This window comes from Halomonas sp. DP4Y7-1 (genome assembly GCF_019800705.1).
Lineage (GTDB): Bacteria > Pseudomonadota > Gammaproteobacteria > Pseudomonadales > Halomonadaceae > Halomonas > Halomonas litopenaei_A.
This window is the reverse complement of the sequence record NZ_JAHVKS010000002.1, coordinates 397,297-420,858: the sequence shown is the minus strand read 5'-3', so window position 1 is coordinate 420,858 and position 23,562 is coordinate 397,297. Positions and strand designations below refer to the sequence as shown.

Annotated in this window: 18 protein-coding genes and 1 pseudogene; 3 read left to right on the top strand and 16 right to left on the bottom strand. The window is 63.9% G+C overall.

The genetic code is table 11. From position 1 onward, the window contains the following. Positions 1-17: 17 nt before the first annotated feature. The 12 genes and pseudogenes from KUV72_RS05425 to KUV72_RS05365 all read right to left on the bottom strand — a co-directional run bounded on the left by KUV72_RS05425 (position 18) and on the right by KUV72_RS05365 (position 14,704). The gene (locus KUV72_RS05425) at positions 18-1,016 is read right to left on the bottom strand and encodes an XdhC family protein (protein WP_222237673.1); all 999 of its coding nucleotides are present in this window, start codon (positions 1,014-1,016) and stop codon (positions 18-20) included. A 62-nt stretch (positions 1,017-1,078) separates the two neighbouring features. Continuing rightward, entirely contained in the window at positions 1,079-3,460 is a 2,382-nt protein-coding gene (locus KUV72_RS05420) for a xanthine dehydrogenase family protein molybdopterin-binding subunit (RefSeq protein WP_222237672.1), read from the bottom strand. Further along, positions 3,447-3,977 carry a (2Fe-2S)-binding protein gene (locus KUV72_RS05415; RefSeq protein ID WP_222162673.1) on the bottom strand — a complete coding sequence of 177 codons (531 nt, stop codon included), beginning with the start codon at positions 3,975-3,977 and terminating at the stop codon, positions 3,447-3,449. Before KUV72_RS05415 ends, KUV72_RS05420 begins: the two co-directional genes overlap by 14 nt. Positions 3,978-4,293: 316 nt before the next feature. Then, positions 4,294-5,394 (bottom strand): annotated as a pseudogene (locus KUV72_RS05405) (mandelate racemase/muconate lactonizing enzyme family protein). A 196-nt stretch (positions 5,395-5,590) separates the two neighbouring features. After that, positions 5,591-6,490 (bottom strand): NAD(P)-dependent oxidoreductase, encoded by a 900-nt coding sequence (locus KUV72_RS05400; RefSeq protein WP_222237670.1) that lies wholly within the window; start codon positions 6,488-6,490, stop codon positions 5,591-5,593. A gap of 62 nt (positions 6,491-6,552) precedes the next feature. Beyond that, positions 6,553-8,013, bottom strand: a complete 1,461-nt coding sequence (locus KUV72_RS05395; RefSeq protein ID WP_222237669.1) for an aldehyde dehydrogenase family protein — start codon at positions 8,011-8,013, stop codon at positions 6,553-6,555. Between the two features lie 65 nt (positions 8,014-8,078). Beyond that, positions 8,079-9,353 (bottom strand): TRAP transporter large permease, encoded by a 1,275-nt coding sequence (locus KUV72_RS05390; protein WP_206941456.1) that lies wholly within the window; start codon positions 9,351-9,353, stop codon positions 8,079-8,081. Next, the gene (locus KUV72_RS05385) at positions 9,350-9,952 is read right to left on the bottom strand and encodes a TRAP transporter small permease (protein WP_222237668.1); all 603 of its coding nucleotides are present in this window, start codon (positions 9,950-9,952) and stop codon (positions 9,350-9,352) included. The genes KUV72_RS05390 and KUV72_RS05385 overlap by 4 nt, the downstream gene beginning before the upstream one ends. A 114-nt stretch (positions 9,953-10,066) precedes the next feature. After that, the gene (locus KUV72_RS05380) at positions 10,067-11,155 is read right to left on the bottom strand and encodes a TRAP transporter substrate-binding protein (RefSeq protein ID WP_261317356.1); all 1,089 of its coding nucleotides are present in this window, start codon (positions 11,153-11,155) and stop codon (positions 10,067-10,069) included. Positions 11,156-11,210: 55 nt separating this feature from the next. Then, on the bottom strand, positions 11,211-12,572 hold the full coding sequence (locus KUV72_RS05375; RefSeq protein ID WP_222237667.1) for a four-carbon acid sugar kinase family protein: 1,362 nt from the start codon (positions 12,570-12,572) through the stop codon (positions 11,211-11,213). Continuing rightward, positions 12,569-13,834: a ribulose-bisphosphate carboxylase large subunit family protein gene (locus KUV72_RS05370; RefSeq protein ID WP_222237666.1), complete on the bottom strand. Its 1,266-nt coding sequence runs from the start codon at positions 13,832-13,834 to the stop codon at positions 12,569-12,571. Before KUV72_RS05370 ends, KUV72_RS05375 begins: the two co-directional genes overlap by 4 nt. Before the next feature lie 39 nt (positions 13,835-13,873). After that, on the bottom strand, positions 13,874-14,704 hold the full coding sequence (locus KUV72_RS05365) for a phosphogluconate dehydrogenase C-terminal domain-containing protein (RefSeq protein ID WP_206941448.1): 831 nt from the start codon (positions 14,702-14,704) through the stop codon (positions 13,874-13,876). Positions 14,705-14,867: 163 nt separating this feature from the next. On the opposite strand from KUV72_RS05365, the gene nanR reads away from it, so the two are divergent. The 3 genes from nanR to KUV72_RS05350 all read left to right on the top strand — a co-directional run bounded on the left by nanR (position 14,868) and on the right by KUV72_RS05350 (position 17,946). Next, the gene (gene nanR / locus KUV72_RS05360; RefSeq protein WP_206941446.1) at positions 14,868-15,575 is read left to right on the top strand and encodes a transcriptional regulator NanR; all 708 of its coding nucleotides are present in this window, start codon (positions 14,868-14,870) and stop codon (positions 15,573-15,575) included. A 32-nt stretch (positions 15,576-15,607) separates the two neighbouring features. After that, complete coding sequence (locus KUV72_RS05355) at positions 15,608-16,429, top strand: trimeric intracellular cation channel family protein (protein WP_315857855.1); 822 nt, start codon at positions 15,608-15,610, stop codon at positions 16,427-16,429. A 458-nt stretch (positions 16,430-16,887) separates the two neighbouring features. Further along, on the top strand, positions 16,888-17,946 hold the full coding sequence (locus KUV72_RS05350; RefSeq protein WP_222237665.1) for a DUF3541 domain-containing protein: 1,059 nt from the start codon (positions 16,888-16,890) through the stop codon (positions 17,944-17,946). Here the strand turns inward: KUV72_RS05350 and KUV72_RS05345 are convergent. From KUV72_RS05345 to KUV72_RS05330, 4 genes are all read right to left on the bottom strand, one after another. After that, positions 17,914-18,723 (bottom strand): PEP-CTERM/exosortase system-associated acyltransferase, encoded by an 810-nt coding sequence (locus KUV72_RS05345; RefSeq protein ID WP_206941442.1) that lies wholly within the window; start codon positions 18,721-18,723, stop codon positions 17,914-17,916. The genes KUV72_RS05350 and KUV72_RS05345 overlap by 33 nt on opposite strands. A gap of 103 nt (positions 18,724-18,826) precedes the next feature. After that, positions 18,827-21,694, bottom strand: a complete 2,868-nt coding sequence (locus KUV72_RS05340; RefSeq protein ID WP_222237664.1) for an EAL domain-containing protein — start codon at positions 21,692-21,694, stop codon at positions 18,827-18,829. After that, positions 21,694-23,004 (bottom strand): hypothetical protein, encoded by a 1,311-nt coding sequence (locus KUV72_RS05335; protein ID WP_261317355.1) that lies wholly within the window; start codon positions 23,002-23,004, stop codon positions 21,694-21,696. The genes KUV72_RS05340 and KUV72_RS05335 overlap by 1 nt, the downstream gene beginning before the upstream one ends. After that, positions 22,973-23,425 (bottom strand): hypothetical protein, encoded by a 453-nt coding sequence (locus tag KUV72_RS05330; RefSeq protein ID WP_224851969.1) that lies wholly within the window; start codon positions 23,423-23,425, stop codon positions 22,973-22,975. The genes KUV72_RS05335 and KUV72_RS05330 overlap by 32 nt, the downstream gene beginning before the upstream one ends. Positions 23,426-23,562: the final 137 nt, after the last annotated feature.

Below are 23,562 nucleotides of genomic sequence, written 5' to 3'. Positions count from 1 at the left end.
TCGGTTGTGACAGCGGTTTAAAGCCCATCACGTGGTTTGCCACGACGTACCCTGATCACGTCTGCCATCACCGCCAGCGCAATTTCTGCAGGGGTCTTGCTGCCCAGGTGCAGACCGATCGGCATATGGATCCGCGCGATGTCGGCCTCGCTGAGACCACCGCTGCGGGCGAGTCTGGCTGCGCGTGCGCTGGAGGTCTGCCTCGATCCCATCACGCCGATATAGAACGCCTGGGAGTGCACGGCTTCCATCATCGCCAGGTCATCGATGCGCGGGTCGTGGGTCAGCGCTACGACGGCGGTCGCCGCGTGGCATCCGCCTTCGGCGATGAAGCGCGAGGGAAGCCGGGCGATGGTGTCGATTCGTGCTGCGGATTCGCCCAGAGCCTCGACAAGCTCTTCCAGCTTGCCCTCCCGCGGGTCGCAGACGATGACCTCGAAGCCCAGACCCAGGGCGAACTGGGCGCAGAACACTGCAACCGGGGAGACGCCAGCCAGCACCAGGCGGGCGCTGGGGCCTACTCGCAGCAAGGCTTGCTGCTCGGTCTCCTGCAGCTGCACGCGGTCGCCGATGCCATCGTCATCGAGCAGTTGCCGCTCTGCCGTCGACCACGAGACCCGCCGACGCAGCGGACCCTTGCCCTCCAGTGCAGCTGCCAGTGCAGTGAAGTGGGTCACGGCTGCCTCGTCAGGCGCAAAGCGCTCGATCAACACCTCCAGCACGCCTCCACAGGGTAATGTCGGTGCGGGATAGTCGACGTCGTCTCCTGCGCCGTAGCGCACGCGGGTCACCGGCCGGTGGAACTCACCCCGACTCAGGCGTTCAAGAAAGTCGTCTTCGACACAGCCGCCAGATAGCGAGCCGGCATGCTCGCCGTCCTGGGTGGCTATCAGCCAGGCACCGGGCTCACGAGGGGAAGAGCCATAGGTGGACAGCACTGTGGCCAGCCACAGTTCGCGTCCGTCGTGCAGCCACTCAAGGGCACGACGCACCACCGTCAGATCCAGATGTTGCATGGGTTGCGTGTCCTGTTCGGGGGGAGCCCTCCGTTGTTGGCCGGAGGGCTCCCGTGCGGCTGTCAGCTCGTTATCTGGTCATCGGCGCGGTTGCCGAGCCGTGTCTTGAGGGTTTGTGCCCGCATCGGAAGATCGCGTAAACGCACACCGCAGGCATGCGCGACAGCATTGCCGATGGCGGGCGCCACCACGCAGGTGCCGGGTTCACCGAGCCCGACCGGCGTGTGGTCGTTGATCATGAACTCAAGATCCAGCTCTGGCACCTGATGCATACGCAGCGGGGTGTAGCTGTTGAGATTGAGATCGCTGGGCTGCCCCTCTGCATACTCGGTGCCTTCGTGCAGTGCCATGGACAGGCCCCACAGCAGTGACCCTTCCAGCTGGGCCATGGCGCCATCCGGGTGGGCCAGGGTGCCGGCGTCCACGACCGAGGTCAGCTTTTCAACCGAGACGTCGCCGCTGCTTTGATCTACCTTGACGCGGGCGACACAGGCCACCCAGGTTGGCATATGGCGTTCCTGGCCGAAGCTGAGTGCCACGCCGAGCCCTGTGTCCTCCGGTAAGGTATCGCGTTCGCTCCAGCCCGACTTCTCCAGCGCGCGCTGCAACACCGCTTTCAGGCGTTCGGCGCCACCCACGCTGTTCGGCGCTTCTCCGGCGTTGCGCCCTTCCGCCTGGAGCAGTGCCAGGCGGAAGCGGGCCGGGTCGAGCCCTGCCGCCTGGGCCAGTTCATCCATATGGCTCTCGACTGCCCAGGTGGTCCAGCCCGGCCCCACCGAACGCAGGTAGCCAGGGACGAAGGCCTCGTGGGCCTTGTGATTCTGCTGAGCCCACACCCGCTGGGCAGCGACCTGGTACCAGTGGTCCGCTCCGCTGATGGCGAAGGAGTCTAGCTTGCCGCCACCATCGACGAACTCGCCCAGAAAGCCGGGCGCGATCGCCGCGGTGGGCCATCCCGCCGCAGCTGCATGCTCACTGGCCAGGATCTCACCGCTTGCCGTGACGGCTGAGCGCAGGCGCTGCACCGACGGCGAGCGAACGCAATCGAGACGGCTATCATCGGGGCGGGTAAACACCATCTTGACCGGTCTGCCCAGCGCCTTGGCGGCAAGCGCCGCCGGAACAGCATAGTCGCCATAGAGGCGTCGCCCGAAACCACCGCCGAGGTAATACTGATGGAAGGTCACCTGGTTGTCGTCGACCTCCAGCGCCTTGGCCACCAACGGCACCGCGGCGGACTGTTGCTGGTTGCCGCAATGGATATGCCAATGCCCGTCGCGCTCAACCACCGTGGCGTTCACTGGCTCCAGCTGGAAATGCAGCACGCTCGCGGTGGTGTAGGTGGCATCGACCAGGGTCGCGCTGTCGGCGTCGGCACGCTCAAAGGCGGATGCCAGGTCGCCGCTGTCCACAAACAGAGCACCATTGTCACGGGTCGGCGCCTCGGTCAGACGACGTCCTTCCTGCTGTATGTCCGCTTCACTGATGGCGGCAGCGGGACCGACGTCCCACTCGACCTTGAGCGCATCGGTCGCACGCATGGCCGCCGAAAAGCTGTCGGCAACCACCGCAAGCCAGCCCTGGCATAGGCCTGAGGGATCCTCCAGGCGCAGCGTCTGCTGATAGCCCGGGATCGTTGCTGCAGCACTGTCATCGATCGAGACGGCCTGGCAACCAAAACGGGCAGGTGGCAGCACCGGGCGCGCGTAGACCATGCCATCGATCTTGGCATCGATCCCGAAGAGGGCGGCTCCGGTGGTCTTGTCCGGGATGTCCTGGGCGTTACCGGGGCTGCCCAGTACGCGTCGCTCACTGGCGGGTTTCAGGGCTATCGCTTCCAGCTCTTCGGCGCTGTAGCTACGCGACAGGGTGCCGCTGGCAACGATCTCGCCATAGCTGATCCGCTGATCGTCGCAGATGACCTGACCATTGCGGGCGTGGCAGCGTGCGGGGTCCACATCCAGCAGACGAGCGCCGGCGTCGATCAGCGCTTCGCGGCCAGCGGCACCTGCGCGGGAGAGCGGCAGAAAACTGTGATTCACCGACCAGCTGCCACCGGTGATCATGTATCCCCACTTGGGATCGCTGTCGACGTACTCGATACGCATGGTCGCCGGGTCGACCTCAAGCTCCTCGGCGATCAGACGTGCCAGGCTGGTTCCCACGTGCTGGCCCATCTCGGCCTTGGTGCAGTGCAGTGTGACCTGGCCGTTGCTATCGATGGCGTACCACAAGGTCGGCTCGTACTGGCCTTCCTTGAGGGCGGTATCGGTTGCGTCCTGGGCCAGGGCAATGCCGGGAAGGCCAAACGCCAGCACCGCTGTCGAGCCAAGGGTGCCGATCAAAAAGCCCCGACGGCTGATGCCTGAGGCACTGATGGATGAACGCTGCTGCGGGTCACGGCCGTGGACATCGCCAACCTGTGGATCGTTAGGCCTTGGCATGCTGGTTGCCCTCCACGCTATCGCTGGCTTCACCCGTGGGGGGCTCCCAGCGCTGTACACCGGCCTGCGCCATGTTCGCTGCACGCTTGACCGCTCGGTGAATACGCACATAGGCCATGCAACGACACAGGTTGCCACTCATGCCCTGAGTGATCTCGTCGTCGCTGGGGGAGGGCTTGCGTGCGAGCAGGTCGGCTGCCTGCATGATCTGGCCTGACTGGCAGTAGCCGCATTGGGGCACCTGCTCTTCCCGCCAGGCCTGCTGTAGCGGATGGTTGCCGTCGGCATCCAGGCCTTCAATGGTAGTGATCTCGGCTCCTTCCGCGGCGGCCAGCGGCAGCACGCAGCTGCGCGTGGCAGAGCCATTGAAGTGGATCGTACAGGCGCCACACTGGGCAATGCCGCAGCCGAACTTGGTGCCGGTCAGGCCAAGGGTATCGCGCAGCACCCACAGCAGTGGGGTCTGTGGATCCACCTCGACACTTACCGCCTCGCCGTTAAGGGTGAAGCTGGTCATGGGTAGGGGTTCCTCGCAGTCTCGTTGCTGGTCTGTCGAGCGGTCTTGGATACGTTGTTGTTATAGGCGCCGTCGTGTACCGCGTTTTACCTTGGTCAGGGCGTGACCGCCTGTCCTGGCGCGTTCAGCAGCACATGAAAGACATTTTAAAAGCGTTGCGGCGATACTATAGACCAGTCGACTAGAGGGCAACGTTGAAAATGCGAGAGTGTGCTTTAGCAGAATGAGGCGTGCTGGACAGGCCGTTGAAATGGTTGGCCGACTGGTAACGTGACATGGAGGGCGCTCGAGCGTCCGGCGAGTCTGAAATGTCGCGTCAGCCTTGGCTGGTGGTACAGCTGACAGCGTTATCCGCGCCTTCGGTATCTACCTTCAACCTCACCCCCAGTCCCGCTTCGCCGCTGACGCGGATCATGCCGTTTTCGATGGGGGGGAGCCCGTCGATGCAGTCGCCGTACCAGCCATAGTAGAAGGCGCGGGTGAACTCCTGTTCGGCCACGTTGGGCAGGGCCATGGCCAGGTGGGTGGAAACGGCCAGGGTGATTGGGCCTGAACAGTCATGGAAGGCGATCGGTCGCGCCTCTGCCTCCGCCAGGGCGGCGGCCTTGCGGGCAAAGGTGATGCCTCAGCCCCAGGTGACATCGATGATCGGCGTGTGGATACGGCCGCGCTGCAGCAGGTCACGTATCTGGCCGAGCCCGCCCAGCGTTTCTCCTCCTGCCAGCGGTATTCCGATGTCGGCCAGTTCGCTTAACGGATCGAAGCGATCCATCCACAGCGGGTCTTCAACCCAGTCGGGATCGATAGGCGCCAGCGCACGGCAAATCCGGCCAGCGGCGTTCACGCTCCAGAGTCCATGCAGCTCGGCCTTGAGACGCATGCGATCGCCATGGACTCGGCGGATCTCCTCGAACGGCCATAGGGCGCGGTTGAGATCCTGGGGCGAGATGGTCATGCCATCGTGGGCGCCTTCGGCGAAATCGAAGGGCCAGATCTTCATCGCCGAAATGCCCATGTCGAGCAGCTCCGAGGCGAGCTCTGCCGGACTTTCGAGAAATCCCTGTAGATCCTCGTAACGTGGTCGGGCCTGGACGGATGCCGCTGCGGCCCCGCTCCCCAGACCGAAATTTCCCGGCCGCACGTCGGCTGACTGGGACACGTAGTCGGGACCCGCACAGGTGTTGTAGAGCGGCACCCGGTCACGGCTCTTGCCCCCCAGAAGGTCGTGCAGTGGCAAGCCTGCCCGCTGTCCCGCCAGGTCCCACAGTGCCACGTCGACCGCAGACAGCGCGCGGGTTTCGGCGCTGGTGCCGGTGAAGCCCACGTAGGGCTGCATCTTGCGGTGCAGGGCTTCGATACGACGGGCGTCCTCGCCCAGCAGCAGGGGCGCCAGGCGGCCATGAATGTCGGCTTCGATGGCGTCGCAGCCAAATCAGCTTTCTCCCAGGCCGATCAGCCCGTCCTCGGTGTGCAGACGCACCCAGATCAGCGAGGGCCGAGCCTTCGGACGCAAGGTATCAATGCGCTGGATCTTCATGGAGACTCCTGGCGATTGTCAGTGGTGTGGAAAGCGGGCGTCAAATGCGCTGGCCGTGATGGCGGGAGGCGACTCCTCAGTCCATTCGCTGAGTCGAGGCGTCGGCCAGCAGGCTGATCAGCTCAGGCAGCAGTCGTTCGCCGTTGCCCTCGGCCACGATATCGGCATACAGCTGATGGACGGCCTGGCCCATCTGGCGTGAGGCTCCCAGGTCCTTGCTCATGCTGTGGTAGTAGCCCACATCCTTGAGCGAGTTCGACAGGCTGAAACGAAAGCCCGAGGGATCGGCGTCCACCAGATACGGTCGCAGCCGCTCCAGCACCACACCGCCGCCGCCACCGTTGCCCAGTACCTCCAGCAGCACGCTGTTGTCGATGCCCGCCCGCTGCGAGGCGGCGCTGGCCTCGGCCAGCACGGCAGTGAATCCCAAGGAGACAAAATTGTGCAGCAGCTTCAAGGTATGGCCTGCCCCGACGGGGCCGCCGTGGGTGATGTGCTCGGCAAACGCCGAAAACAGCGGCGTCAATTCGTCGAACAGCGCCTTGTCCGCGCCCACGATGAGGTTGAGTCGCCCCTCTGCGGCCTCTTTGGGCGTTCGTGTCATGGCGGCGTCAACGAAGCGGCCCCCTGCCTCCCGCACGCGAGCTTCAATCGCCTGCGTGGAGCTGGGAATGGCGGTGGAGCAGTCGACGACGATCTGCTCGGGCTTGAGCCCTTGCAGAACCCCCTGGGGGTCGAACAGTACGCTTTCCACCTGGGGGGTGCCGGTGACACAGAGGATGACCAGCTCTGCAGCAGAGGCCACGTCTCGCGGTGTTTCCAGTGGCGTGGCGCCGGCCGTCTGAAGGTCATCGCAGGGCTGGTTGCCTGGGTGATCCAGATAGCTCAGCCGATGTCCTTGACGCAGCAGGCTTTGAGCGATGCCATGGCCCATCAGGCCCACGCCGATCAGGCCTACATGAACAGAAGAGGTCATTCCCGGTTCCTTATGGTAGATGAAGCTGTCATGAGGCGGCACAGAGGCGACGCCTCCGTGGCTCATCCGTGGCGAATGGCCACGGTCTTTAGTCGAGTGTAGCTCTTGAGGCCTTCGAAGCCCTTTTCCCTGCCGTGCCCGGACTTGCCGACGCCGCCGAACGGCAGTTCGATGCCCCCTGCAGCGCCGTAGTTGTTGACGAACACCTGGCCGGAGCGAATGGCCTTGGCCAGGCGCAGCTGGCGGCCGCCGTCACGGGTCCATACGCCAGCGCACAGGCCGAAGTCGGTAGAATTGGCAAGACGTACCGCCTCGGCTTCATCCGCGAACGGCTGCACTACCAGTACCGGCCCGAACAGCTCTTCGCGGCTGACGCTGTGGCCTTCGGGGACCTGTGTCAGCAGGTGAGGCACGACAAAGTGGCCGGCAGCAGGGGCATCGTCGGCAAGGCGGCCACGGGCAGCGATCTGGATGCCGTCCTCTGTCGCTGCCTCGATCAAGGTCATCACCTTGTCTCGCTGACGGGCATTGATCAGCGCGCCGCAGTCCGGGTCCTGCTCGCCGGTATCGCATACCAGCGCCTCGAAGCGGCGGGCCAGGGCGTCGACCACCTCGTCATGAATGCTGGCTTCGACCAGCAGGCGACTGCCGGCTGAACAGGTCTGTCCGGCATTCTGAATGATGCCTCGCACCACGGCGTCCAGGGCGCTCTGGCGATCCGCGTCGGCGAACAGCAGCTGGGGCGACTTGCCACCGAGCTCCAGGGTGACCGGGACGTGGTGGACCGCCGCCGCCTGGGTGACCAGCGTGCCGGTGTCGGGGGAGCCGGTGAAGGACAGGTGATCGATATCGGGATGCTCCGCCAGGGCAGCGCCGGCGACGCGACCGAGACCCGGGACCACGTTGAGGGCGCCGTCGGGCAGGCCCGTGTCGACGGCCAGCTCGGCGAGTCGCAGCACGCTGAGGCAGGCATCCTCGGCGGGTTTCAACACGCAGGTATTGCCCGCCGCCAGCGCTGCCGCCACGCAGCGTCCGAAGATCTGGGCGGGATAGTTCCAAGGGATGATCTGGGCGCAGACGCCGTAGGGTTCCCGCAGCGTCATCACCGCGTAGTCAGGGTCGAAGGGAATCGTCTCGCCGTGAAGCTTGTCCGCCGCGCCTGCATAGAAGCGGAAGTAGCGCGCGCAGGCGGCGATGTCGCCCCGTGCCTGACTGATGGGCTTGCCGGTATCGGCGCATTCAAGTGCCGCGAGATGGTCGGCATCGGCGTCGATGGCCTGGCTGAAGCGGTACAGCCATTCACTGCGTGCCCGGGCAGACCAGCTTGCCCAGCTACCCAGCTCCCCGGCGAATGCCGCTCGGGCGGCCGCCACCGCGGCATCGACATCGTCGGCAGTGCTGGCGGCGATACGGGCAATCGGGTCGCCGCTGGCGGGACGCAAGACCTCGAGTGTCTCGCTGGTGGCATGCCATTGACCGCCAATCAGAGCGCCGGACGGTGGCTGGACGGGAAGTGTGTTCATGAAGGTCTCCGCAGGGATGAGAGGACCCGCGCCGGGCGACGCGGGCTAAGGCGAGGTAAAGGGTGTCAGTACAGCAGGTCTACCAGGCCCAACGAGATCCAGGGCAGGTAGGTGATGGCCATCAGGCAGGCCAGCACGACCAGAACAAAGCGCGCGAGCCACGGAATCAGCTGGTCGATGGACAGTTTGGCGACGGCGCAGGCGGCGAACAGATTGACGCCTAGCGGCGGGGTGAACATGCCGAGCGCCAGGTTGACCACCACGATCAGCCCGAAGTGCACCGGGTCGATGCCGTACTGCACGGCGATAGGCGTGAAGATAGGAGCCAGCACCAGAATGGCTGCCGAGGTTTCGACAAACATGCCGATCACCAGCAGCATCACGTTGACCGCCAGCAGGAAGCTTACCGGGCTCTCGAACACCTGGGTGACCCAGGCGGCGACCTCCCCAGGCAGTCCCGAGCGGCTGATCAGGAAGCTGAACAGAGCGGCGGCAGAGATGATCAGCATCACGGTGGCGGTAGAGATGACGCTCTGGCGCAGAATCGGCAACAGTTCGCGCAGGGGAAGTTCACGGTAGACCAGCCCGCCGACGATCAGTGCATAGAACACCGCCACTGCAGAGGCCTCGGTGGGGGTGAAGACCCCACCGTAGATACCGCCGATCACGACTACCGGCATCAGCAAGGCCGCCCAGGCGCGCCGCAGCGAGGAACCAAAGGAGGCACGATCTTCGCGGTCACGCAGGCCATAGCCTCTGAGCTTGCAGAAGACGTAGAGAAACAGCAGCAGCGCCGACCCGATCAGCAGCCCCGGCCCGATCCCCGCGATAAACAGGCGCCCAATCGAGGTGTCGGTGCTGACGCCGTAGAGAATCAGCGGAATGGACGGAGGGATCAGTACCCCCAGTTCCGCCGAGGACGCCTGAATGGAGGCGGCCAGGGGGCGCGGATAGTCATGGGCGACCATCGCCGGGATCAGGATCGAACCAATGGCAAAGGTGGTGGCCACGCTCGAGCCCGATACCGCAGCGAACAGCATGCAGGTCAGCACGCAGGTCATGGCCAGGCCGCCTTGCAGGCCCCCCACGATGGACTTGGCAAGGTCGACCAGGCGCTGGGAAATGCCACCGGCGGCCATCAGGTTGCCAGCCAGGATAAAGAAGGGAATCGCCATCAGCGGGAAGTTGTCGATGCCGACAAACATCTGCTGGGGCACCATCAGCAGTGGGAAGCGGGTAAAGAATTCGATGCCGATGACCGACGCCAGCAGAATCGAGACGGCAATCGGTACGCCAAGGGCAAACAGGATGATCAGCGACAGGCCAATGGCAGCATTCATGGTGTCTTCCTCCCCTCGTCGGCAGCGCTGGCGGTCGAGGTAGTGGATGCAGTACTGGTGGATGCAGAGGGAGGCGTCGCCGGCGGTGCCAGGGGGGCTTCGGCGTCGGCTACGCCGATCGTCTCGCGCCCGGTCAACTGGGCGACCAGGCGAGTGATCACCGACAGCAGCGAGAAGGCCGCGCCGATCGGGATGGCGGCATAGATCCAGGCGATCGAAATGCCAACCCCAGAGAGCATCTGGTTCTGTACCCGCAGGGTCATTTGATAGCCATAGATCACCAGGATCGCCAGCACGATCATGCAGCACAGGGCAATCACGCTTTCCAGCACCTTCAGCGCAGGGGCCGGCACCAGCTTGTAGATCACCTCGACGGCCATCATGTAGCCGCCGCGGAAGGTGGCAGCAGCACCCAGAAAGACGCACCAGATCATGGTGGAGCGGGCCATCACCTCGGACCAGGTAGACGGCGCATCGAAAACAAAGCGCGTCAGCACCTGGTAGAAGCCAAGACTGACCGAGGCCACCAGCATCAGCACCGCTGCGTACAGGGCGATCTGGGAAACGGCGCGCTCGAAGCGGAAGAACAGATCCAGCATGAGACGTTCCTCATCTCGAGTGACAGGGAGTCGGCCACGGGGAGCGCCTGGCCAGCCCGCGACAGGCGCGAGCTGGCCAGGCGCGTCCGAGTCACCCCGGACGACCCCGCGAGATCAGTTGCCGCAGTCGCTGGCGCGAATGCGGTCGAGCATCTCGGAGCCGTACTCATCGGTATAGACCGAGTAAGACGGCTCGACGGCTGCCTGGAACTGTGCCTTGTCGATGTCCTCGACCACGGTCATGCCCTTGGCCTTGAGCTCTTCCACGCCCTCGGTCTCGAGTCGGGAGACCATGGCGCGGGTCGCTTCGGCACCGGCGTGGGCGGCTTCCATGAACCAGCCCTTCTGTTCGTCGGTGAGGCCGTCCCACAGGATTGGCGAGGCCAGCATGATGGCCGGCGAATAGACATGGCCGGTCAGCGACAGACGGTCCTGCACTTCCCACAGGTTACCGGTGAGAATCACCGAAATGGGGTTTTCCTGGCCGTCGACGGTGCCCTGTTGCAGTGCGGTAAACAGCTCCGGGAAGGCCATCGGCGTGGGGTGCACGCCCATCTCGTTAAACGCGGCCATGTGCATCTCGTTTTCCATGGTGCGAATCTTCAGCCCCTGGGCGTCTTCCGGAGTGTTGATATCACGCTGACTGTTGGTCATGTGGCGGAAGCCGTTTTCGGTCCAGGCGAGTCCCACGAGGTCATGTTCGCCGATCTTGTCCAGCAGGTCCTGGCCCACCTCACCATCCAGCACGCAGCGGGCATGGGCGTAGTCCTTGAACAGGAACGGCAGGTCGAGCACATAGGTCTCCGGCACAAAGTTGCCGAGGGGGCCGGTGGAGGTGACGACGGCATCGATGGTGCCGATCTGCAGCCCCTCGATCATGGCGCGTTCGCCGCCAAGCGCGCCGGAGGATTGCTCATTGACGGTGAACTCTCCCCCGGACAGCTCCTCCAGGGTGGCCTTGAAGGCATCGATGCCCTCTGAGTAGTGCGAGCTGTCCGACGTGGTGTGGCCCACGGTGATGGTCTGGGCGGCCAGTGCCGGTAGCGAGAACAGAGCGGTGGCCACCGCCAGCAGACATGGCCTGAGCGCCGTGGTGCCCAGAAGTGCCGGGCGATAGGGCTTGCGAGAGCGCGTATGTGGGCGCTTGCGAGAGCGCTGTTGAGCAGGATGAAGCGAGAGAGCGTGGCGTTGGGACATCGTCATTGTTGTTTCCTCTTTGCGGGATGACGCTTGGTGGCCGTGCGCTGGCACGACCGGACTAATGCTCGTGGTCGGCGATGTGGCTGCCCCGCCGCAGGCGTTCGAAGTAGTCGTCGCCCCCGATCTGGCCGCCTTTGAAGGCCACCTCCAGGGCGTGGTAGCGAGGATCGTCGCTGTGAGCCTGGCATAGCGGCGAGCCAGGGGTGTCCGGCAGCGGCAGCCGAACGGTCAGGGCGTGGATGTCCAGCGCGGCGATGGCGTGGCTCGATGTATCGCCACCCGCCACACAGACGCGGCTCAGTCCCTGGTCATCGACCAGTCGCCTGAGCATCTCGCCCAATGACTTGCCAAGGCGGTGGCGGCTGGATTCCGCCGTCAGGCTGTCGTCGTGGCTGTCGGGGCCCATGGCGGTATGCACAATGATGCTGCGCCCCTTGTTCAATGCCTCAAGGGCCTCGCTCACCGCGCTGGCCATGACCTGCTGGCAGGAGACTGGATCGGCCAGGCGCCTGGCATCCACTTCAATGGTGTGAAAGTTGGCGTGCCGTCGGGCCCAGTCAATCTGCCGAGCCGTGGTACTCGAGACACTGCCAGAGACCACCGCAATACGATCCACCGAGGGTAGCGGCGCAAATGCTGCTGGCCCCGCTAGCGTGCCCTGGCGCTGCCATTCGCGCAGCAGGGCGTATTCCACCCCTGAAGAGCCCACCACGAGGCCGCCACCAGAGGTCCCTGTGACACCAGGGCGCGTCCGCCACAGCTGGTAGCCCACCGCCTGCTGGTGGTGTGGCTCGAGCACGTCGAAGAGCACCGCGGATGACGCCGCCATCGCTTCATCCACATGGTCGTCGATATCTGGGTGAGTCAGGCTTGGCGCGGCGATCAGTCCAATCGACAGCGCTGTCTGCTCCCCCAGGTGGCGGCGCAGGTCGGCTTCTCGCATGGGGGTCACCGGATGACGCGCCATGACGGGGTGCCGGTCAATCCGATAGACCTGGTCCTGGTAGGCGGCAAAGAGTTCGCCGAAGACGGTGTAGCGGCGCATCTGTGGCACGCCGACCACCAGCGGAATCGGGGTGTTGCCGAAGACGCTGCGGCCCACTTCCATGGCGCAGCCGATGCTGCCCACCTCGGGACTGCTGTCGAAGGTCGAGCAGGTCTTGTAGTGGGTCAGCTCGGCGCCTTGCTGGGCCAGCCAGTGGAAGGCCTGCTTGAGCTCGCGGCGCATCCACTCATTGGATTCGCTGCGGCTGGTGCCGGCGAGCCCCAGGGCTTGGCAGTGGGCGAAGCGCGCTCGCTGCTCGTCACTGGGGCGGCGGGTGAACAGCACGCTGGGCACGCCGTGGCTGGCGAGGGCTTCCAGTGCATCGGTGGAGCCGGTCAGATCGTCACCGTAGTAGCTCAGCAGCAGCTCGCTCATGGGCAGAAGGTCTCCAAGGCCTGGGCCAGTTCGCGGTGCTCGCGCGCATGCTCGGCAAGGGAAACCCCCTGGGCGGCTGCATCATAGGCCTGACGCAGGCTCCTGACGCCGGCGGCAATACCGCCGGGATGTGCCATGATGCCGCCCCCAGCGGTGACGATCATGTCGCTGGAGCCGCCCATGGCACGCCAGGTATCGATCGCCTGGCAGGCCGTCTGGTTGGAGGAGAACACCGGCATCACCGTATGGGCAGGGCCAGCAGCGGGAAACAGTGGGGTCAGGCAGGCCCTGGCACTGGCGGCAACGCTTGCGTCAGACTCCGAGAACTTGTTGGCCAGGCCATTGACATGAAGGTGGTCGGCCCCCGCCAGGCGCCAGAACGTTTGCCAGGCGGCGAAGTCCATCCCCAGCAGTGGGTCGCGACTGAACATGCCCCAGCCGGCACGATGGCCATGAATCGGCAGCTGACAGTGACGGCGCAGGTGGCTGACGCCGGCCAGACCCACCGCGTTGAGCGCCACCATGACACAGCTGCCGCCAGCGGCCAGCACGTGGTCGTGGTGGCGACGCATGTCGTCGATCTCGCCGGTGATATTGAACGCCACCATGACCTTGCGACCGGTCTTCTGCTGATGGGCATGGACCAGCGGCATGATGGCATCGACGCGAGCCTCCAATGGGTTGTGGGGACCATTGGCCTGAAGCTCGTCGTCCTTGATGAAGTCGATCCCGCCATCCAGCAGCTGCTGGACGACGCCGGCAGTGGCCTGTGGGTCCAGCCCCACGCTGGGCTTGATGATGGTGCCGATCAGCGGGCCCTGGCCAATCCCGGTCAGCTGTCGAGTGCCGGCGATGCCGAATTGAGGGCCAGGATACGCTCCGGCAAAGGCATCCGGCAGCTGGACGCTCTCGAGCCTGAGACCCGAGAATTCCTTCAACTCATACAGGTTGCCGGCCAGGGTGGCCATCAGCGTGGTCAGCGAAGGCCCCAGATTCTCCAGCGGCCAGGACAGCGTCACTCGAGCCCGTTGATAGCGCGTGCCGTCGGGTTGGGGGCGTGTCGGCATGGGCAAGGACGGCGTCGTGACGCTGTCGAGCAGCTCGATGGATTCCACCCTGGCGGCATGGCGCTCGCGCAACTCGTCGGTCTCCGCGGCCAGCCGGGTAAAGGTGCCGCAGGATTGCTCCCCGGCCATGACGTCGCAGGCATGGGCCACGTCGAACGGAGTCTCGATCAGATAGCGGGCTTCGATACGGCTCATGCCAGGGGCTCCTTGATCAGCGGGACGCGGGAGTGGACGTCAGGTGATGCGCTGAATGCTGTCAGCGATGGCGTCAGGCTCGAAGACACGCTTCCAATCGTCCCGCATCAGCATCGGCTTGCCGTTCTCGATGGCTTTGTTGCAAGCATCGGAGAAGGCACCTGGCTGCTCGTCGAAGATCACCGCGCCCAGGATATTGAGGTGGCCGAGCAGGAAGTCTCGCGCGCACTCGTGGCTGACCCCTCGGGCGACCACTTCATCCATGGCTTCCCGCATCACCGATAGCAGTGTGGCACAGACGGTCTCGGACAGACCGGGCTCAAGCAGGGCCATCTGTTCAACGCTGACCCGATGGCTGCGTCCGACTGGAGCGTAGATGGTGCGGGCCACGGACTCGCCGAGGGCAAAATGCTGTTCGTCACCCTGCATCAAGGCACTGACAATGTGCTGGGTGGCATGGCTGCCGCCAAAATAGTCGCGCTTGGCCTCCAGCGTGGTCTCGTCGTTGAAGATCGGCGGATGGCAGGGATGGGTCACGAAGTAGACCAGGTCGTCACGATCCGGCAGGTGACCGGCAAACGGTGCAGCGGCGTCCAGGCAGATCACCATGGTGCCAGGAGCGATGGACGGCGAAAGGTCGGCGGCAATCTTCTGAATCAATGTATCGGGCACGGCCAGGATGACCACATCTGCCCCCTTCACCGCCTGCTCGCCGCTGTCGACGCACTCGATCCCCAATTCATCGCGAAGGCGCTGGCGCCCCTGCTCGCTGACTTCCACATGACGCACTTCAAAGTCCGAGGACGAGAGGTTGCGGGAGAGGCGGGCGCCCATCTTGCCGCCGGCGCCGATCAAGGCAATGCTGGTCATGGTCAGGTAACCTGTTCGAATGAGGAAGGAGGCAAGTCGTCGTGCAACTGGTATGATGACAATATAAGTGACCGATAGTGTCAAACACGACCTTGGTCGAGTGTCACGCTCGCGCCCCGTCATGGAGGCGATCCACGAGCCCAGACAGTGCAGGAAATGAGCCATGAGCGACTCGTTGAAGATTTCTCGCCGCAAGTTGTCCGACGAGGTGTTTGACCGGCTGTATCAACAGCTGCTGGAGGGGGCGTATGCGCCAGGCGACAGCCTGCCCTCCGAGCGCGAGCTGATGGAGTCCTTTGGGGTAGGGCGACCGGCTATTCGGGAGGCCGTGCAGGCTCTGGAACGCCTCGGCCTGGTAGCGATTCATCATGGGCAGCGGCCCAAGGTACTGACGCCCAGCGCCGACGGCATGCTGGCGCAGATCGAACTGACCGCCATGCACCTGCTGGCGACTGAGCCGGCAACGCTGGATCACCTGAAAGAGGCCAGGAAGTTCTTTGAGGTCGGCATGGTGGCGAGGGCGGCGCGCAAGCTGGCTCCGAAGGACCTGGCGCGACTCGAAGCGCTGGTTGCCCAGCAGAGGCGTGCGCTCAACCGAGACATCAAGGCCTTCATCGCGGCGGATATGGACTTTCACGTCGCCATCGCCGAGTCTACCGGGAACCCCATCTTCGTCGCCGTCAGTCGCGCCATGTTCGAATGGTTGGCCCGGTTTCACACCTCGCTGATTCACTGGAAGGGCAGCGAGCACGTGACGCTGGAAGAGCACGAGCGCATCCTGGCGGCACTCAAGAAGGCCGATGAAGGGGCCGCCATTCGCGAGATGCAGGCGCATCTGGAGCGGGCGCGCTCGGTGTACGCTCCGAGTTGATGGTTAGGCAATCGTGTCAGGGGATCTAAGGAGTGGATACACAGCTGGTCTATGCGCTTGATCTGGCGGGCACTGTCGTGTTCGCGCTTTCGGGTATCTTGCTGGCATGCCGTTCGCGCATGGATCCCATCGGCATGCTGGTGCTGGCCGCAGTCACCGCCGTGGGCGGAGGCACGCTGCGCGATCTGGTGCTCGGTGTGGCTCCGGTTTTCTGGGTGCGTGATCCTGTCTATCTCTGGGTCATTCTGGCCACCGTCATGGGCGCCCTGGTGGGCTTTCACTACATCCACCGTCTCCACCGGGTGGTCCTGCCGGTAGCCGACGCCTTCGGCCTCGCGCTGTTTGTCATCATCGGCGCCAACAAGGCGTTGCTGCTGGACACCTCGGGGCTGGTCGCTGTTCTGATGGGGCTGTTTACCGGTGTGGCGGGCGGCATGGTCAGAGACGTGCTGGCGCGTCGCGTGCCCATGGTGCTGTGTCGCGAGGTGTACGCCACCGCCGCCATTGCCGGTGGGGTCGTATATGTGGTGTTAACTCGACTCGAGCTGCCAATGCTGGGGATCGTGCTGTCCCTGGCCACCACCCTAGGCTTGAGGCTTGCCGCCATCCGCTGGCAGCTGGCGCTGCCCTTGGTGGCGTGGGTCGTGATCGAGCCGTCTGCGTCAGCCTCCCCCCCAGATGACACGTCCTCAGCGGCTGAAGCTTCGTTAACGCACGAGCAACGGCGCGATGCCTCTGCGGCTCCCCCTCAAGCGCCTTTGAGTCCTGCACCGACACGCCCCAAGATGCGCGTTCGCCTGGTGTCCCGTCGCAAGGCGGCACGGCTGTGGCCTGATGAGGACGACGGCCACTAGGGCTTGTCTGAAAAGTGCCTGCGCTCGGTAATACGGCGTTAAAAATCAGCTGGTACGCCAGCCCGGTCAAAATGCTCATTTACCCCCTGTAAACTGCGCTTTCTCACCGATTTTTGCCTTGTCTAACCTTCGCTCGTCGACTTTTCGTACAAACCCTAGGCAAGTGTCGTTGACGGCGTGATCAACTATCTTGCCAGAAACGCACCGCCTGTCTGAAAAGCACTGTATGGCGTGCACAGGGGGTGTGCCGACGTTACCGGGGCAAGGGGGCGCGAATGGGACAGTGGCAGAGGTGTCGGCGACTGCAGCGAAGGTTGCTGTATGTGGTGCTGGTGGGGTTATCCTGGGCGTCCCCTGCGTCGGCATATGACGCTGGCGATGTATCCACACGCGTAGCTGACGATTCACCTGCTAGCCACGCACCTGCCGACGCCTTGGTCCCTGTCCATGAGGCAGGTGTGCTGGAGGCACGCTCGCGCCAGGCGGCGATCGAGATTCGTGCCAGCTACGATGGAGCCTTGGAATCCCTGCCCAATGACAAGCAGCGCCACTATGCGCAGCGACTGTGGCGATTGACCGGCGATCCGGCCTATCTTTGCTGGAATCGTCAGTATGCCCAGCGCCTGCTGCAACAGCTGGCGCGTGACGCCGCCACGGTGGAGGATCCTGCGGCGCTGCGCTCACGTAATCGCCAGTTGCTCGAGGGCTATCCCGAGACTCGGGCCAAGCAGCGGCGGCGTAAGGCGATGCTGGCGGACTATCCACAGATGATGTTGCCGATGGGAATCCTGTTTCGGCTGACCCAGGCTCAGTATCACGGTCTGCTGGAGGGTCTGCCTCCCGGCCAGTACGCGCCACTCAAGCGGGCGCTTGACGAGGTCGACTGGCACGCCTTCCTGACCGACCCCGAGGTTATCTCTGTCTATGCGGCCCAGGTCGCCAATCAGGCGACGTTTCTCGCTGAGCTGGGTATCGTCGATCTACGTGACGACGTGGCGTCGGCCTTTCGCTCGCAGTACCCGGCGGAGCGGATCGCCGAGCTGTCTTCCGCCGACTATCACAATTGGCTCTACGGCCTGACGCATTTTGTGATCGCCGCCAGTCGCTACTATCAGCGCACTGCCCAACATCGGTCGGTCGACTGGGCGGTGGAAGCCCTGGTGTCCCAGTCCTCTGCACTCGCTCAGGTCAAGACGGATATCGTGGCCGAGGTCGCGCTCTCGCTGCAGCTCGGGGGACGTGCGGATCACCCACTGGTGGAGACGCTGCATGCCATCCTGCTGGAGCGTCGTGATCCCTCCACGGGAATCCTGCCAGGCACCGACGGCAGCCTAGATCTGGCCAGTGGAGAGCATCGCAATGTGCTGGCCATCATGACCCTGGGCTGGACCGGTAGTCTTTACCCGGGACCTTCACTGACGCTGGAAGAAGGAGACACCGCAGTGGCCTGTGGCGCTGGTGAGCCAGGTGTACGCGAGACAGGCTCACGAGAGGCAGTCGAACGATCGGTACCATAACCCTCCGGGGCCGTGGGATGGCTCCGCAGCGGCGGGCAGCTGGCGGCTCAGTGAATCACGCAGGCGGTAGTAGAGAGGGTCGAGTAGGGGGTTGCGTTCGCGCTCGGCGAGATCATTGTCGATATAGTAGGCGCGCCTGACCCCGCAGTATTGAATGGTGTCGCTGGCGGATTGGAAGCGAAACCCGGATAAGGTCAAAAGCCTTGCCAGCGGCGGTTCCATCAAGGCATACAGATGGCGACGAGAGGTCAGTCCCGCCAGCGCGTGGGCACTGAGAAACAGACCGGTGACGATCAGCGGAAAGGCGCGACGCTCCTCTGGCGGGAACTGGGCGAGCTGGATGTCTTCGTCCGCTGCCTGGGCTCGGAAGAGCCGTGATATGGCCAGGCGCGAGATCTCTGCGACGTCGCGGCCTTGATGTTGCTGGGGGTGAAGCTCTCGGTTGCTGAATACATGTCGAGTGGCATCGATGACGGGCAGGTGGTCAGGGCGATCCGGCGGCGGAAACACCAGTCTCACGCACCCGGCAGCGAGTCCACTGGCCCGGTGCTCGACCAGGCAGTGCAAGGCCTGGTCGTCGAAGTCATCGTGCTCCTGATTGGCGTCATGGCTGCCAGGCAACGCGTAGTTCAGCTCGCGTAGAAACACATCGTGGCGCAGAGAATAGACCCGCTCACGGTCCTCGGCGGTACGTACAAGAATGACGCGAAATTGATCGGCAAATTGCTCTAGCAAGCGTTGCCGCTGCGTCGAACTGTGCGCCTCATCTGCTGGCATGGACGGTGACCTCCCTGTTGTCGGTTCCTGCCTGTCGCGGGGAGGTGGCATACCCGCTCAAGATGCGCTCCTCCCCTTGTTATTAAGGTCCCTTTAATATGCACTATTTCCCGTGGTGCGTATTGTTCACCGGATTGAAGTCGAAGACCTCTTCGAACGGCACCGGGCGGCCCAGGTGATAGCCCTGGCCGTAGGCAATGTTGTAAGACGACAGCAGAGGGATCAGGGCCTCCTGATCCACAAACTCGGCGACGGCCTGCTTGCCGAAGCCGGTGGCAATGTCGGAAACCGCCTTGACGATGACACGACTATCGGGGCTGGTGGCCAGGCTACGGATGAAGGAGCCATCGATCTTGATGTAGTCGACGGGCAGCTGACCCAGGTAGTGGAAGCTCGAGAAGCCCACCCCGAAGTCATCCAGCGCCGTACGGCAGCCCAGGTCGCGAACGCTCTGCAGTACGCCTCGTGCCGTCGAAAAGTCGGTCACGGCAGCGGTTTCGGTGACTTCCAGCACCAGGTGGTGGGGATCCGCCTGGCTGGTCTCAAGCAAGTCCGCCAGGAATTGCTTGAGACCCTCGTCATGCAGTGACTGGCCGGACAGGTTCACCGCCAGGCTGATGCCGTCAAGGCGTGCCAGGGCGTGCACGCAGTGGTGCAGCACCCAGCGATCGATGGCAACGATCTGACCGGAGTGCTCTGCCACCGGGATAAAGCGAGCGGGAGAGATCAGGCTGCCATCGTCATCACGCAACCTCAGCAGCACCTCATAGTGACGGATGGAGCGGTCTTCAAGCTTGACGATGGGTTGCACCATCAACACAAAGTCGCCGTCGACCAGCGCACGGCGGATACGGTCGACCCAGTAGACGCGCTCATTCAACTCGTCACGAGCATTCTCCAGCGTGGCCAGCAGGTGCCAGCGTTGGAGGTTGCTGGCCTTGGCCTTGTACATGGCCACGTCGGCGCTGGCCATCAGGTCTGCAGGTGTGGCCCCTTCACTGGGGAAGGGGACGATGCCGATGCTGGCAGTGATCCTGTGGCGGCGGCCTTCGGCAACAAAGCCGAGGCTTTCGAACAGCTGGTTCAGGTGCTGGGCAATGCGTATGGCATGATCCTCGTCCACGCCATTCAGCAGCAACGCAAACTCATCTCCCCCGAGACGTGCGATCACCCCACGGTGGGCATACTCCTGCTGCAGCAACCGGGCCACGGTGTGCAGCATGCGGTCGCCTGCGTGATGACCGCTGAGTTCATTGACCTCCTTGAACTGGTCCAGATCCAGCAGCATCACTGCACCGTGTTCGCCGCGGCTCAATGCGCGCCGAAGGGATTCGAGGAAGAAGCGTCGATTGTAAAGCTCAGTGAGCGGATCGCGCTCGGCGAGCCAGGTCAGGCGAGACTCGGCCGCCTTGCGTTCAGTGATATCAAGGCCGACCGAAATCCGTGCCAGAGACGTGCTGTCGCGGCCCAGTAGGGGGCTGTGGTACCAGATGATGGTGCGTAGCTCACCATCGGGCAGGGTCAGGGTCCGCTCCTCCTGCAGTCGGGACGAGCCTGGCGTGGTGGCCTCCAGCGCAGCATCGAAGATGTCGTCGAAACGGCGTCCCAGCAGTTCGCGAGACGGACAGCTCAGCTGCTGTTCGAGGTAGGCGTTGATCATGTCGATACGTCCTTCCTCGTCCTGGGTCAGGATATAGACCTGGGCGGTATCGATCAGGCTGCTGATGAAGTCTCGCTCCCGGGCCAGCTCCTCGATCCGGCGAGCCAGCTCTTCGCCACGCTGGCTGACCTGCTGTTGCAGGCGCTCGAGATGGTCGGCGAGGGTCAGTGTGCTGGCTTCCAGCACATCGATCTCGTCCGGTAGGCGGCGTGGCGCCAGCGGCAGTGCATCACGCGCCTGGGAGAAGCCGCCTCGAGCCAGTAACGGCAGCACCGAGGCCACGCGGCGCAGGCGGGCCATGGGCCGCAGCAGAATCGCCAGCAGCAGCAGTTCAGCCGATAGCCAGCCAAACAGGCTCGCGATCATCTGGGTGCGGGTGTCCAGCTGGATGGCATGAATCTGCGTGGTGATGTCGGACATCAGCACAAAGTAGGCGGGCGCACGTGTTCCGGAGGATGAGGTCAGCGGCACAGCCGACAGCTCGAGATGGCGACCGTCCTGCTGTATGCGCAGTGGCGTTCGCGCCAGGTCCTCGAGCGAGCCCTTGCGACTTGCCTGCCTGAGCAGCGCCAGGCTGTGGGGCGCATTGGTCACGGCCTGCACGCGCCCTTGCCAGTCAGGCAGCTGTCGCTCGGCCTGGGTGCCTGGCCCTTGGTCGTCGCTGGCCACAAGGCTGATCAGCGCCACCTCGCTGGTCGAGATATCGCGGGTCTGGCGGGTCACGTCGGCCAGGGAACGCGATAGCAGCAAAGCTCCGGAACTGCCGCCATCGGCCAGAATGGGGACCACGGCATACTGGCGGCACTGGGGGGCACACTCAAGAGGGGATAAGGGGCGCTCCTCACGCATGACGGTGGTCATCCAGCGCGTGTAGCGAGAGGGCGCCTGCTGGTCCGGTTCGCCTCCCAGCGCCATGACCTGGCCAGCCTGGTCGTCGTACACCAGCATGCGTTCAACGCCGGCTTCCAGCTGCAGTGAGGGCCACAGCGATGCCAGATCCGGTGACAGCTCGGCAGCCGACGAGGGCAGAGTGGGGCGGCGTAGTGCGGGACCCAGGTCAGGAGACGCGGCAATGAGTCCCGCCAGCTGCTGCAAGCCGTTCTCCGAGCGGCGGATGGCAAATTCGAGCTCTCGTTGCTGGCGCTCGATCTGTTCCTGGCGAGAGGCCGTGAACTGCCGCGTGAGGTTGGTGTAGGAGAGGTACGTGAAGAGCACCGCCAGGGCGACCAGCAATAGGCTGGTCAGCGTCACCACACGCCAGGTCAAGCCCAGGCGCAAGCGCTGGGATCGGCTATCGGAAGCACGTGACATCAGAACCTCAACGACAGCTGAAAGAGCCACATGTCCCAGCTGCGCTCTGTATCACGCGGGTCCGGATTGTCCTGCACCGGCAGCCAGGCAGTGCCGTCCACGTGGTGGTACTCCCCCGCCAGCATGACGCGGCTATGGGGCTGCCACTGCAACCCGAAGGTCCAGTCGTTGGCGTACTGGGAATAGCTCGGCCCACGGCCCTCGCGTTCGTAGTCGTTGCCGTTACGGTCATCGCGGTCGTTGACCAGGCTGTCGTAGCGAATCAGCCAGCGCCAGTCGTCGAGAAAACGGCGACGGTACTGCACGTACCAGCTTTCGCCCTGGTTCTTGTTGTCCTCGAACGCATTGAACCCGGCCAGCTCGACATCGCGCAGGGCATACTCCGCCGTCAGACTCCATTGCTCGGCATTGTATTGCGCAGAAAATATCCAGGGTTGGAAGTCCAGCGTGCCGTCTCCGGGAAAGGCTCCGGGAGAGTCATAGTCGGCCTTGACGGACGCGGCACTCAAGGCGAACACCATGCGTCCACCATCATGTTCATAGCGGACCTGACCCACCAGCGAGGTATCGGCGTCGAAGGAGCCTGGCAGGACATCCAGGCCGAGGACCTCTTCGACGTCATCGTCGACCTGAGCCTGGCCGACTCCGAGCTGGGTATGAATCACGCCATCATTGATGCGCTCTTCGTGATAGAGCTTCAGGCCGTCGGCGGAAAGTCCCAGCGAACGTGTGCGATCGAAGTAGATCGACTGGGGAAGCAGGATACTGGGGCGAGTGAAGGCAACGTCACGGGTCTGGTTATAGAAGCCGAAAGGGTTCTTGAAGCGCCCAAGTTGCACGCCGAAGGTGCGCTCTGTGTTGGACAGCAGCTGCCAGTCGGCGATCCCGTAGTCGAGCTCGATGGAGCCATTGTCGATCCCGCCGGCGCGACGACTCAATGCCTGTGCTGCGAGCAGCAGGTTCTCCGTGGGCCGAATCGATGCGTTGATGCCCAGCTCTGTATAGTCCCAGCTGCCGCCGCTGTCGCTGCTGTCACCAAACATGTTGTTGTCGTCGGTGATGACCAGCGCCTGGCTGAGGAAACCATGAACCTGAACAGTGTCCAACGGGCTGGCATGTGCCTTGGCCTGGCAGGACAGCACCAGCGTCGCCAACAGGCCTAGCCGGGCCGGCGATACGCGGAGTAGGCCATGGCGTTGAGGCACTCGCCCCGTGGCATGATAGTGGCCGCCGTGGATGCCAGGCGAAAATGGCTCGCGGCAAGCTGATAGCGCTTCGCTAATCCCTGCTGATGGCTTGGACGCGCTCATCCAGGTACTCCCTTTCGATGTAGCCGATGGCACCTGGGGTGGACGCCACCGTGTCAATCATGTCCCGCTGGCTGCGCACGCGGTGGGGTGCCTGGCCAGTGCCGGAAAAAACAATGCGGTCCCATGCCAACTGCAGTTGGTGGGGATAGACGGAGAGCCATTGTTTGACGAAGGCCCCGTGAACCGGGTCGTCGTTGGCCAGTACGTAAACTTCCGCCGCATGGCCGTCGGGCCAGGTGCGAAGACGCATGGCAAAGATCGCCCTGAGAGTGTCTCGGTCCAGCTCCTGCAGGGCGACGCCAGGGTGTGCGATGACGGCGACGTCAGTCGGGGGCTTTCCCCACGCGGTCGTGCCGACGAGCCCTCCTGTCAGCAGAGCCGTACATACGCAGAACAGGAGGCGAAGAGCAGCCTTGCGCATCAATGCAGCCTCTCGATCGCCCCGCTAGCGGGCAGATGTCGCCTGGAGAGTGGCATCCACGGTGTCATAAAGGTCTGAGTTCCCTGCTTGGCTTCCTTGCGTCATGGCGCCTGCGCGGTAAAGGCGACGGCAGCGCC

Coding starts and splice junctions, on each gene's coding strand:
- nanR (WP_206941446.1), top strand. CDS start 14,868: ATGAGCGACTCGTTGAAGATTTCTCGCCGCAAGTTGTCCGACGAGGTG.
- KUV72_RS05385 (WP_222237668.1), bottom strand. CDS start 9,952: ATGCTGGATCTGTTCTTCCGCTTCGAGCGCGCCGTTTCCCAGATCGCC.
- KUV72_RS05395 (WP_222237669.1), bottom strand. CDS start 8,013: ATGAACACACTTCCCGTCCAGCCACCGTCCGGCGCTCTGATTGGCGGT.
- KUV72_RS05400 (WP_222237670.1), bottom strand. CDS start 6,490: ATGACCTCTTCTGTTCATGTAGGCCTGATCGGCGTGGGCCTGATGGGC.
- KUV72_RS05390 (WP_206941456.1), bottom strand. CDS start 9,353: ATGAATGCTGCCATTGGCCTGTCGCTGATCATCCTGTTTGCCCTTGGC.
- KUV72_RS05415 (WP_222162673.1), bottom strand. CDS start 3,977: ATGACCAGCTTCACCCTTAACGGCGAGGCGGTAAGTGTCGAGGTGGAT.
- KUV72_RS05340 (WP_222237664.1), bottom strand. CDS start 21,694: ATGTCACGTGCTTCCGATAGCCGATCCCAGCGCTTGCGCCTGGGCTTG.
- KUV72_RS05420 (WP_222237672.1), bottom strand. CDS start 3,460: ATGCCAAGGCCTAACGATCCACAGGTTGGCGATGTCCACGGCCGTGAC.
- KUV72_RS05370 (WP_222237666.1), bottom strand. CDS start 13,834: ATGAGCCGTATCGAAGCCCGCTATCTGATCGAGACTCCGTTCGACGTG.
- KUV72_RS05380 (WP_261317356.1), bottom strand. CDS start 11,155: ATGACGATGTCCCAACGCCACGCTCTCTCGCTTCATCCTGCTCAACAG.
- KUV72_RS05425 (WP_222237673.1), bottom strand. CDS start 1,016: ATGCAACATCTGGATCTGACGGTGGTGCGTCGTGCCCTTGAGTGGCTG.
- KUV72_RS05345 (WP_206941442.1), bottom strand. CDS start 18,723: ATGCCAGCAGATGAGGCGCACAGTTCGACGCAGCGGCAACGCTTGCTA.
- KUV72_RS05375 (WP_222237667.1), bottom strand. CDS start 12,572: ATGAGCGAGCTGCTGCTGAGCTACTACGGTGACGATCTGACCGGCTCC.
- KUV72_RS05365 (WP_206941448.1), bottom strand. CDS start 14,704: ATGACCAGCATTGCCTTGATCGGCGCCGGCGGCAAGATGGGCGCCCGC.
- KUV72_RS05330 (WP_224851969.1), bottom strand. CDS start 23,425: ATGCGCAAGGCTGCTCTTCGCCTCCTGTTCTGCGTATGTACGGCTCTG.
- KUV72_RS05335 (WP_261317355.1), bottom strand. CDS start 23,004: ATGAGCGCGTCCAAGCCATCAGCAGGGATTAGCGAAGCGCTATCAGCT.